Annotated in this window: 9 protein-coding genes; 2 read left to right on the forward strand and 7 right to left on the reverse strand. The window is 69.8% G+C overall.

Features of this window, described 5'->3' with window-relative positions; all coding sequences use genetic code 11:
* Together SD626R_RS00320 and SD626R_RS00325 are read right to left on the reverse strand one after the other, a co-directional pair.
* A partial coding sequence (locus tag SD626R_RS00320) for an MATE family efflux transporter (protein WP_092561906.1) occupies positions 1-1,252 on the reverse strand: 1,252 nt, incomplete at its 3' end.
* A 66-nt stretch (positions 1,253-1,318) separates the two neighbouring features.
* Positions 1,319-1,750, reverse strand: coding sequence for an EamA family transporter (locus SD626R_RS00325; protein ID WP_092561909.1), 432 nt, complete (start codon positions 1,748-1,750; stop codon positions 1,319-1,321).
* A gap of 129 nt (positions 1,751-1,879) precedes the next feature.
* On the opposite strand from SD626R_RS00325, the gene SD626R_RS00330 reads away from it, so the two are divergent.
* Positions 1,880-3,577 (forward strand): twin-arginine translocation signal domain-containing protein, encoded by a 1,698-nt coding sequence (locus SD626R_RS00330; protein WP_092561912.1) that lies wholly within the window; start codon positions 1,880-1,882, stop codon positions 3,575-3,577.
* Between the two features lie 99 nt (positions 3,578-3,676).
* Here SD626R_RS00330 and SD626R_RS00335 read toward each other — a convergent pair whose 3' ends face one another.
* The 5 genes from SD626R_RS00335 to SD626R_RS00355 are packed head-to-tail and all read right to left on the reverse strand — an operon-like array spanning position 3,677 to position 10,130.
* Positions 3,677-5,014 carry an ABC transporter ATP-binding protein gene (locus tag SD626R_RS00335; RefSeq protein WP_092561915.1) on the reverse strand — a complete coding sequence of 446 codons (1,338 nt, stop codon included), beginning with the start codon at positions 5,012-5,014 and terminating at the stop codon, positions 3,677-3,679.
* Complete coding sequence (locus SD626R_RS00340; RefSeq protein WP_092561918.1) at positions 5,007-6,050, reverse strand: ABC transporter ATP-binding protein; 1,044 nt, start codon at positions 6,048-6,050, stop codon at positions 5,007-5,009. The genes SD626R_RS00335 and SD626R_RS00340 overlap by 8 nt, the downstream gene beginning before the upstream one ends.
* A complete protein-coding gene (locus SD626R_RS00345; RefSeq protein ID WP_092561921.1) occupies positions 6,047-7,231 on the reverse strand; it encodes an ABC transporter permease in 1,185 nt (394 codons plus the stop codon). The genes SD626R_RS00340 and SD626R_RS00345 overlap by 4 nt, the downstream gene beginning before the upstream one ends.
* A 15-nt stretch (positions 7,232-7,246) precedes the next feature.
* Positions 7,247-8,221, reverse strand: coding sequence for an ABC transporter permease (locus SD626R_RS00350; protein ID WP_092561924.1), 975 nt, complete (start codon positions 8,219-8,221; stop codon positions 7,247-7,249).
* A 25-nt stretch (positions 8,222-8,246) separates the two neighbouring features.
* Entirely contained in the window at positions 8,247-10,130 is a 1,884-nt protein-coding gene (locus SD626R_RS00355) for an ABC transporter substrate-binding protein (RefSeq protein WP_092561927.1), read from the reverse strand.
* A 139-nt stretch (positions 10,131-10,269) separates the two neighbouring features.
* Here SD626R_RS00355 and SD626R_RS00360 point away from each other — a divergent pair.
* Positions 10,270-10,582 (forward strand): NYN domain-containing protein (locus tag SD626R_RS00360; protein WP_141651407.1); only part of this gene is annotated, 313 nt, incomplete at its 3' end.

The following is a 10,582-nucleotide window of genomic DNA, read 5'->3' on the forward strand; positions in this document are numbered from 1 at the left end:
GGAACTGGCTCGCGAAGGGGATCTTCGTGTCGCCGGCGGCGTCGAGCGGCCCCGCGGCCCCGCCCGAGACGCCCTGAAAGACGACGGCGACGCAGGCCGCGTACACGAGGGTCACGGCGATCGGTATCTCGGGGCTGTCCGGGCTCTCCGCGAACAGCGTGACGATGTCGGTCGCGAAGACGGCCGTAAGCGCCGCGAAGACGACGTACGTCGCCACGGAGAAGCGAATGATGTCGCGGGCGTACGCCTCGGCCTCGGCGACGCGCTCGACGCCCAGTTCCTGTCCGACGAGACTGGAGGAGGCGAGCCCGAACCCCCATCCCGGCGTGTTCATGATCCCCCAGATGCGCCGCGCGATGACGAACGCCGCGACGGTGTTCTCGCCGAACACGTCCAGGATGGCCAGCATCGGGAACTCCGCGACGGTCCACACGAGGTTGCGCGCGCCGACGGGGAGCCCGATCGAGACGAGGTCGCTGAGCATGTCCGGGTTCACGTACGACCCGAACGGGTCGATAGACACCGGGAACGCGCCGATACCCGGTACGCTGCCGCGGACGAGGCCGACGGCGAAGGCGCTCGCCGCGACGACGTTCGAGAGCACCGTTCCGACGGCGGCCCCCTCGACGCCCCAGCCGAGCCCGAAGATGAACGCGGCGCTGAGGACGATGTTCGCGAGCGCGCCGCCGGCGCGGACCTGCATCGCGGTGTAGGCGTCGTCACAGCCGACGAGCGCGCGGCTCCCGACGAGGTTCAACGCGGCGAACGGGACGCCGAGGCCGACGATCCGGAGGTACGCGGAGCCGTACGCGATCGCCGCCTCGTTGCTACTGAGGACGTCGATGAGCGCGGCCGACTGCGTCCAGAAGGTCACGGAGACGGGGACGGTGACGGCCACGACGAGGAGGACGCTCGCCCGGACGGCGTCGCCGAGCTCCGCGAACGCCTCGGCGCTGTACCGCTGTGAGACTAAGGCGATGGTACCGCCCGCGACGCCGCCGCCGAGCGCGAACGCGAGCCCCCAGTACGGGCCGGCGAAGCCGACGCCGGCGACCGCGCTGGTGCCGACGGCGACGCCGACCATGGCCACGTCGACGGCGTTCTTCGACATGCGGGCGATCCCCGTGACGATCCGCGGCCACGCGAGGTCCGCCGTCCGGACCACACGGTGGCGGTCGATCAGGCCGACGCGGGCGAGGGCCAGACCGATGTAGACGATCGCGGCACGAAACGGGTTCGGGAGGCGGGTCACTGCGGGGGTGACGCTACCTCCGTGCGAAGTATAGGGATTTCGTCACGCGCGTCGTACGGGGTGTCGTCACGTCCCGGACACGAGATACACCGACGCGGCCGCGAGCGCTATCCCGAGCGCCTTGCGCGCGGTGAACGACTCGCCCAAGACGAAGAACCCGATCACGGAGGAGAACGCGAGGAACATCGCGAAGACGGGCGTCACGACGCTCACCGGCCCGAGCGAGAGCGCGCGGTACAGCGCCAGGATACCGATCCCCAAGAACAGTCCGGCTGCGAGGACGTAGGGGATCTTCGGCGAACCGAGATGCGTCGAGAATCCCTGACCGGTGTACGCCAGCACGCCGAGCGCCATCGCGACGAGAAGCGTGTTCGAGAGGACGACCGCGACGTCGCTCGGAACCGCATTCGGACCCGTCGTTGCGACGCGCATGAGCGGCGGGACGAACGCGTACGCCCCCATCGCGAGCAGCGCGTACGAGAGGTATCCAGTGTTCACACGCCGAACGTCGCACTCCCGCGCGAAGTGCCTGCCGAAAGCGGACGGAGAGGCGAGCGGGTCGCGATAACTACGACGCCGATTTGTCCCTCCCGTACCCTTTTGCACCGCGCGTCTGTACCGCCGATCATGGTACGCCCCTCCCGTCGGGACTTCCTCGGTGGAAGCGCCCTGACGCTCGCCGCGCTGACCGGCTTCGTCGACCCGGGGGTCGACGGAGACGAACGCTCACCGGACGGCACACCGGCCGACCTCGACGTCGACGTTCCCGCGCCGTTCGCAGACGCCTTCCTCCCCGTGCCGGCGGCTGAGGCTCTGTCGACGACGTACGCGACCGTCATCGCCGACCGGGTCGACGCGGACGCGACCGAGGACCTGTCGTATCGCGCTCGGTCCGCGACCGAGACGCTCGGCGTGGACGCGGACGCGCTGTCGGCGACGGTCCCCGCCACGCCGTCAGACCGCGGAGTCCGCCTGCTGACCGCCGCGGGATCGTTCGACCGGGTCGAACTCGGGGAGACGATCGCGGTCGGCGAGAGCGGTGACGCTGGCAGCGTCGTCGACGGTGATCGCGGCGGGAGTTCCGGCCCCGCGACGGACGCCGAGACGACGGACGAACTCCCCGCAGGCTGGCGGCTCGCCGACGACGGCGACACCGCGGTCGTCGCCGGTGAAGGCGTGGCGGCGGCCACCGCCGCCGCTGTTCCAGCCGCCTCCGGCGCGGCGGATGCGAGCGGGGACGAGGCCGATCGACGGATCGAGACCGCTCGAATCGCCGGCCGCACCGCCACAGGCGAGGTCGATCGGCTCGCGGAGTCGGCGATCGGCGAGGCGGCGCTCCCGCGGCTCGGCGGGTTCGAGACGGTGCTCCTCGTCCCCGACGCCGACGGAGGGCCGTTCCCGTCGCGAGTTCCGGGCGGCGTCGACGCGTTCGCCGCCGGCTTCGAGACGGCTCCGGCGGACCTGCGCGAGCTGGACGGAACCGCCGAGAACGCCTACGTCATCCGCACTGCGGACGACGCGTCCGGCACCGGGTCCGGGGGAGCGTCGCCCGACGACGACGCGGTCGAACGGTTCGTTCGCGCGGTCGATCCCGCCGAACCGGTCGAGACGGACGTCTCGCGGGCGGACGGGCTGATACTCGTCGACGTCACGGTCGAAGCACCGCCGGAACTGGACCGCGAGGCGGCCCCGGACGCGGACGTTCGCTCGCGGTTCGACCGCGAGGAAGGCACGGTGACGTTCGAACACCGCGGAGGCGAGGCGGTGCCCGCCGACGAGCTCGAGGTGTGGCACGACGGCGAAGATGTGAGCGACGCCGTCCTCGACGGCGGGACGTTCGAGGCGGGCGACGCGCTCACCGTCGACACCGGCCGGATCGGAACCGTCACGCTGCGGTGGTTCGACGCCGCCGAGAACGCCTACTACACGTACGCCAGCGAGCGCGTCGACCGCGAGGCGTTCTCCTTCCCGTACGACATGGACGCCGAGACGCTGGAGCTGACCTACGAGGGCGAGCGCGCGGCCGACCCGAGCGACCTCCAGCTGGTCCACCGCGGGGAGAGCGGTGCCCGAACGGTCGGCGAGGAGTTCACCGACGACGCGCTCGAACCGGGCGACGAGGTCGTCCTCCGCGGCGACCTCTCTGACCCGCGGGCGCTGGCGGCGGGCGTCGTCGCTCCGCTCGCGGCCGGCGCGACGGCCGTCCTCGCAGGCGAGGAAGTGGGCGCCGACGCGCCGACCGTGACCGTGGAGAGGAACGGTGGCGAGAGCGAGGACGGCGGCGGCTCGGGGGCGGTGAAGCTCCCGTCGGTCCGCGACCGGTAGCATTCGAGAGTCGGCGATCGGTAGTTCGGAAATCGGCGATCGGCGGCTCCCGGCGGTCCACGACGGGAAGCGACGGACGGGCCGACGGCGACCGCGCGCTCAGTCGTCGGCGTGATCCGCCGCGACCGCGTGCTCCGACCGGTGTCGGAGGCACGACGACTCGTGGCCCTCGGCGTGGACGGTCCGCTCCGGGGCAGTCGCCGCGCACGGCGTGGTGAACCGCTCCGAGAGCAGCGTCGCCGCCCCCTCCTCGTCGCCGGCGAGGAGCCGATCGATCGCCTCCTGCAGAGCGCTCTCGACATCGGGATCGTTGATTTCGTCCGCGATGTCGAACTCCGCGCGGAGCCGGTCTCCGATGTCCTCGTCGGTCGGAGTCCCGGCCGCGCCCGCCGCGTTCTCCCTGACGCTCTCGACGTCGATCCGGCCGTCGGCGACCCGGTCGCGGAAGTTCAGTATCCCTCGCCAGTCGGACTGGTCGACGTCGATCCCGTCGGGCTGGATGACCCGGTGACACCGCGTGTGGAACCGGCAGCCGCTCGGGGGATCGGTCGGGCTCGGGACCGTGCCGGTGAGTTCGATCCCGCCGAGGCTCGACCGCGGGTCCGGCGTCGGGATCGACGACAGCAGCGCCTCCGTGTACGGGTGTCGCGGGTCGGCGAAGACCCCGTCGGTGGGGCCGACCTCGACGATCTCGCCGAGGTACATCACCGCGACGCGGTCGCTGATCCGGCGGATCACCGACATGTCGTGGCTGATGAACAGCAGCGAGAGGCCGAACTCCGCCTGGAGGTCGTCGACGAGCGAGAGGATCTCGGCCTGGATCGAGACGTCCAGCGCCGAGACGGGCTCGTCGGCGATGATCAGGTCTGGGTTCAACACGAGCGCCCGGGCCAGCGCGATCCGCTGTTTCTGCCCGCCGGAGAACTCGTGGGGATACCGGTCGTAATCCTCGGCGGAGAGGCCGACGCGCTCCAGGAGGTCCTCGACGATCGCTCGCCTGCGGCGACGGTCGGACATCCCGTGGACCGCCAGCGGCTCCGCGACCGCGCCGCCGACCGTCATCCGCGGGTCGAAGCTCGACGACGGGTCCTGGAAGATCATCTGGACCCCGCGGCGGAACTCCTTGAGCTCCGCGTCGGAGAACCGGGTCACGTCGTTCGGGTGGCTACCGCCCGGATCGCGGCTCGCCCCGCCGCGGCCGTTCCCGTTGAACACGACCTCGCCGGCGGTCGGTTCCTCCAGCCGGACGATGGAACTCGCGGCGGTCGACTTCCCGCAGCCGGACTCGCCCACGAGACCGAGCGTCTCCCCAGGCCCGATGTCGAAGCTGATCCCGTCGACGGCGCGGGCGACGCCGACCTGCCGGTTGAAGATCCCCTTCCGGATCGGGTAGTGCTTCTCCAGGTCCCGCACCGAGAGGACCGGTTCGTCAGTCATCTCCGGAGGTCACCTCGTTCGAGTCCGACCCCGCTCCCGCCGGATCCTCTCCGAGCACCGACGGATCGCGACCGTCGCGGTAGTGGACGCAGGAGACGCGCTGGCCGGGGCGCACGTCGATCTCCTCCGGCTGGCCGTCGGTCCGGCACGCCGGTTCCGCGTGCGCGCACCGCGGCGCGAACCGGCAGCCGTCCGGCGGGTCGCGAGGGTCCGGGAGCGTGCCGGGGATCCCGCCCCCGTCGCCGCCGAGCTCCGGGACGCAGTCCAGGAGCCGTCGGGTGTACGGGTGCGCCGGGTGATCGAAGACGTCGAGCACGCCGCCGCGCTCCATCACCTTCCCCGCGTACATGACCACGATCCGGTCGGCGATCTGCGCGACGACGCCGAGGTCGTGGGTCACGAACAGCACGCCCATGCCGAACTCCGCCTGCAGCTCGTCGAGCAGTTTGAGGATCTGCGCCTGGACCGTCACGTCGAGCGCGGTCGTCGGCTCGTCGGCGATCAGGAGGTCGGGGTCGCCGACGAGCGCCATCGCGATCATCGCGCGCTGCTTCTGTCCCCCGGAGAGCTCGTGCGGGTAGTCGTCGAAGCGCGCGCTCGCGTTCGCGATGCCGACCCTGTCGAGCAGGTCGGTCGCCCGCGCTCGCGCCTCGTCGTCCGAGACGTCGCGGTGGACCCGGAGCGCCTCGGCGATCTGCCACCCGACGGTGTAACAGTGGTTCATCGACTCCTGCGGGTTCTGGAAGACGTGCGCGATCTCGTCGCCGCGGATCTCGCGGAGCTCGTCGTCGGGCATCGCCAGCAGGTCGCGGCCCTTGAACCGGACCGTCCCCGCCACGCGGCCCGGCGGCTCCCTGACGAGCCGCGTGATCGACTCGGTCGCCACGGTCTTGCCGGAGCCCGACTCGCCGACGATACAGACCGTCTCGCCCTCGTCGACGGAGAAGTCGACCCCGTCGACCGCGGTGAGCGTTCCGCCGTCGGTGTCGAACGTCGTCGTGAGGCCCTCGACCTCGAGGAGCGGGGGAGACGTCACGCGTTCTCCGCCTCCGCTTCGGGGTTCAGGGCGTCGAGCAGCGCGTCGCCGAGGAAGTTGAACGCCAGGATCGTCAGGAACAGCACCATGCCGGGCGCGAGGACGATCCACGGCGCGAACGAGAGGTCGCTCCGCCCGGCGGAGATCAGCTGTCCCCACGAGGGGATCGCGGAGTCGCCGAGCCCGAGGAACGCGAGCTGCGCCTCGGCGAGCAGGAAGCCGGGGATGAGCAGCGTGAGCTGGGTGATGATGCTGCTGGCCGCGTTCGGCGCGACGTGACGCCGCACGACGCGGTAGGTGCTCGCGCCGCTGATCCGGTTCGCCTTGATGAACTCCGCCTCGGCGATCGACAGCGACTTGCTCCGGACGTACCGGGCGGTGCCGCCCCACGCGAACGCCGAGAAGACGAGGATGAACATCCCGAGCCCGGCCCCGTAGATGTACAGCACGAGCAGGAACATCAGCAGCGTCGGGAACGAGAGGACGACGTCGACGAACCGCATCAGGACCTCGTCGACCCAGCCGCCGGCGTACGCGCTCACCGTCCCGACGGCGATGCCGATCGAGGCCACGATCGTCGTCGTGATGAAGCCGATCTGCATGCTGATCGTCATCCCGTGGACGATCCCCGCGAAGACGTCTTTCCCGCCCGCCGTCGTGCCGAGCGGGTGCCGCCAGGTCCCCTGACACCGACCGCCGACGATATCGCCGACGCACGTCGAGACGTACGACTCGTCGATCGAGAGGAACACCGGCGGCTGGTACCCGGTGAGGATGCTCTGTTCGGGCGCGCTGACGAGGAACGGGCCGAGTATCCCGCCGACGAACACGACGCCGAGCCAGCCGAGGCTCACGACCGCGGGCCGGTTGCGCCTGAACTCCCGCCAGTAGTACCGCGTCCGCCGGGGGTGCTGGAACAGCGGGAGAACGATGTAGAACGCGAACAGGGACAGCGTGAAGAGGAACAGGTAGTCGACGGTCCCGACGTCCCACCCGAGGCCGACGGGATCGAGGGTCGGCGTCCGCTCGTCGAGGACCAGCCAGTCGTACAGCGCGACCAGCAGGAGCGGGATGGCGGTCGCGAGCACGCCGACGCCGTTGATCGACGGGTCGAACCACCGCGACCGCGAGATCTCGTCCCAGTCGACTCGGTCGAAGCGGTCTGGTTCCTGTGTTGTCATGTCTGTCTCCTCGGGTTACCTGTCGTCGTAGCTGATCCGCGGGTCCAACACCGTGAACACGATGTCCTCCAGGAGGTTCCCGACGACGGCGACGAACGTGAACGCCAGCGTCGAGCCCAGCACGAGGTTCGTGTCCTGCGCGATGAGCGCGTCGTACGTCACCCGGCCGATGCCGGGGATCCCGAACACGACCTCCACGAGCAGCGACGACCCGAGGAACAGCGCCAGCAGCTGTCCGACGAGGGTCGTCGACAGCGGCACCAGGGTCGGCCGCATCACGTGGTACGCGTACGCGCGGAGCGGCGAGACCCCCTTCGCCTTCGCCGTCTTCATGAAGTCCGCGTTCTGGAACTCCGCCGACTCGTTGCGCGAGACGCGCATGATCGCGCCGATCGACCCGGTGACGAGGACGAACACCGGGACCGCGAGCTGGACGGCGTTCCGGACGCTGAACACCGGCACGTCGGTGTTGTACACGATCGGAATGGCCTCCAGCCAGACGCCGAATATCAGGAGCAGGATGATCCCGAAGAAGAAGTTCGGGATGGCGTAGCCGAAGAAGGCGAACCCGGTCGCGGCGTGGTCCTTCCAGGAGTACATGTTCGCCGCGGAGTAGACGCCAACCAGGGGGCCGATCAGAACCGTCAGAATCGTCCACGGGACCGAGTACTGGGCGGTGTAGTAGAGCCCCTGTGCCAGCGCCTCGGTCACCGGCTGGCTCCGACTCTCGGCCCAGCCCCAGTCGAGCGTGTACACGCCCCGGACGAAGTCGGCGTACCGGACGTACAGCGGCTCGTCGAGCCCCCGGAGCTCGCGTGCGCGCTCCGCGGCCTCGGCCGGGTCGCCTCCCTGTAGCGCGGCCTGCGTCGCCGCCTCCTGGACCTGCGGGTTCGGGGCGGCGGCGAGCAGGAGGAACGTGATCGTCGTGATGATGAGCGACACCGCCGCTGCCCACAGGGTTCGCGCGACGACGTATCTTCCAAATCCCATGTGTGAGAGGGTCGATCCTCGGCGCTCACCCGTCGCCCGGGTAGAACTCGGACCACCGGGGCTGCCAGGTGAAGTGGGGGTTCGCGAGGTCGCGGTAGACGCCGGCGATGAGTTCGTCCTTGCTGATCGCCGCCGCGAGCGCCTGCCGGAAGGGGACGTGACGGAAGAGGTTCCCGGGGCCGGCGTTCCATCCGTTGTCGCGCTGGTTCACGGAGAGGATCGAGTTGTACGGCGTCGGGATCTGACGCGTGGTCACGCCGTCGCTCTCGGTGTACGACTCGAACTGCTCCGGCGGGATGCCGGTCGCGTCGGCCTCACCGGTCTCCAGCGCGCCGAGCCGGGACGCCTGCTCCTCGACGACGCTGATCGTCGCCGCCTCGAACAGCGGGGCCTCGGAGAACAGGTCCGGTCCCTCGTCGATGTCGCGCAGGTAGTACTCGTCGTTGCGGGTGTACTGCACGCCCGATCCCCGCTCCCACTCGTCGAGCTCGAAGGCGCCGAGGTTGCCGGCGAACTGGAGCTCCAACAGCTCCTCGTCCTGTTGGAGCCCCTCGGCGTCCTGCTCCTCGACGTACGGCTCGACGAGCCCCCGCGGGATGGGGAAGAGGAGCGGGTCGTACGACTCGGGCCACAGCAGGCTCGGCGTCGAGAGGGTCGCCCGGAACTCGAACTCGCCGGTCTGCTCGACCTCGACGCCCTCCCAGTTGCTGGCGGCGTACGTGTTCGCCCAGTCGGACTTGTGGAGCTCCCGGATCACGTAGACGAAGTCCTCCGCGGTGACCCGACCGTAGGGCTCGCTGAATCGGAGGTTCTCGCGGATCTCGAACGTCCACACCTCGCCGTCCTCGGAGGACATGTCGTACAGGAGCGGGAAGAAGTCCTGGTTCTCGTCGAACGTGTACCCCTGGTCGAGCGCGCGACCGATCGCGTTGCCGGCGCTGTTCTCCGTGTTGTACAGCGGGTTGAGCGTGCTGAACCCGGAGGTCGTGACGGTGTCGTACGAGCCGGAGACCGTCGGCTCGTCGAAGTGCCACCGCCCGAAGTCCCAGCCGTTGGAGAAGTTCTCGATAGGGCCGACGAGGTCGGGGTTGTACCCGACGAGGTCCGCGCTGAACAGCAGCATGATGTACGGCTGCTCCCTGGCGAGGTTCTCGAAGATCTCGACGAACGCCCGTCGCAGCCCGTCGCGGCTCGTCGCCCGTCGGGCCTCCTCGAACAGGCCGGTCGCGTCGAACTGCGGATAGTACCCGGTCGGGTTGTACTGGGCGTCCGCGCCGTCGAAGAACACCTCGTTCGTCAGCGGGTTGAGCGGGTACGTGTTCAGGCCGTACACGACCGACATGTCCCAGGCCTCGCTGCTCGTCACCGACCGCGGCCCCGGGTTGTTCGGGTTCGGATTAGACCACTCGACCTCCTCGCCGTTGACCGTGTCCGTACCGCCCTCGGCGTTCTCCCCGAGCCAGTAGTCGTTCCTGAACTGGGTCGGGTTCATCGCGTCGACGCTGACGCTTATCCCGAGGTTGTCGCCGAGCTCGTGCGCGATGAACTCGGCCGTGAGCTGGTTCGTCTCGGCGCCGGCGACGTGGATGATCCCGAGCTCCACCTGCTCGCCGTCCGGGGTTACCATGGCGTCGCCGTCGAAGCCGTACTCGTACTCCGACCGGTCGAACGCCTGCCGTGCGAGGTCCCTGGCGACGTCGCGTCCGTAGAGGTCGCCGACGCCGAACCGCGGGAAGTCGCCGATCTCGACGTTGCCCCCGCCGCCGGAGCCGCCGGACCCCCCGTCACCGCCGTCGTCGCCCGAACAGCCGGCGAGCGCGGTCGCGCCTCCGAGGCCGAGCATGGATAGCCACTGCCGGCGTCCGAGGCGCCGACCGCCGTCGTCCGTTTCGGTGCGCCGCCGTGACATACCACGACACAGCGAGTGTACGCACTAAAACCTTCAGATGCCCGGATCGAGCCGGCCGCGTCGACCGGGATCGGTCGGGGACCGCCGCGGACTGGCTCGGATCCCAAAACCCCTAACCCGGGGCGTCGAACGACGTGGTATGACCGATATCCATCCCGACCAGCGCGTCGCGGTGCTGGCCGACTCGCAGAACTTGTACCACTCCGCGCAGAGCTTCTACTCGCAGAATATCGACTACTCGGGGCTCTTGGAGGCCGCGGTCAGCGACCGCGCGCTCGTCCGCGCCATCGCGTACGTGATCCGCGCCGACTCCCCGGAGGAGGAGAGCTTCTTCGAGGCGCTCCGCGACATCGGCTTCGAGACGAAGATCAAGGAGATCAAGACGTTCGCCGACGGCTCGAAGAAGGCCGACTGGGACCTCGGGATGAGCCTCGACGCCGTCTCGCTCGCGA

The organism is Halorubrum sp. SD626R (genome assembly GCF_001261915.1).
Lineage (GTDB): Archaea > Halobacteriota > Halobacteria > Halobacteriales > Haloferacaceae > Halorubrum.

Coding starts and splice junctions, on each gene's coding strand:
- SD626R_RS00330 (WP_092561912.1), top strand. CDS start 1,880: ATGGTACGCCCCTCCCGTCGGGACTTCCTCGGTGGAAGCGCCCTGACG.
- SD626R_RS00355 (WP_092561927.1), bottom strand. CDS start 10,130: ATGTCACGGCGGCGCACCGAAACGGACGACGGCGGTCGGCGCCTCGGA.
- SD626R_RS00335 (WP_092561915.1), bottom strand. CDS start 5,014: ATGACTGACGAACCGGTCCTCTCGGTGCGGGACCTGGAGAAGCACTAC.
- SD626R_RS00350 (WP_092561924.1), bottom strand. CDS start 8,221: ATGGGATTTGGAAGATACGTCGTCGCGCGAACCCTGTGGGCAGCGGCG.
- SD626R_RS00345 (WP_092561921.1), bottom strand. CDS start 7,231: ATGACAACACAGGAACCAGACCGCTTCGACCGAGTCGACTGGGACGAG.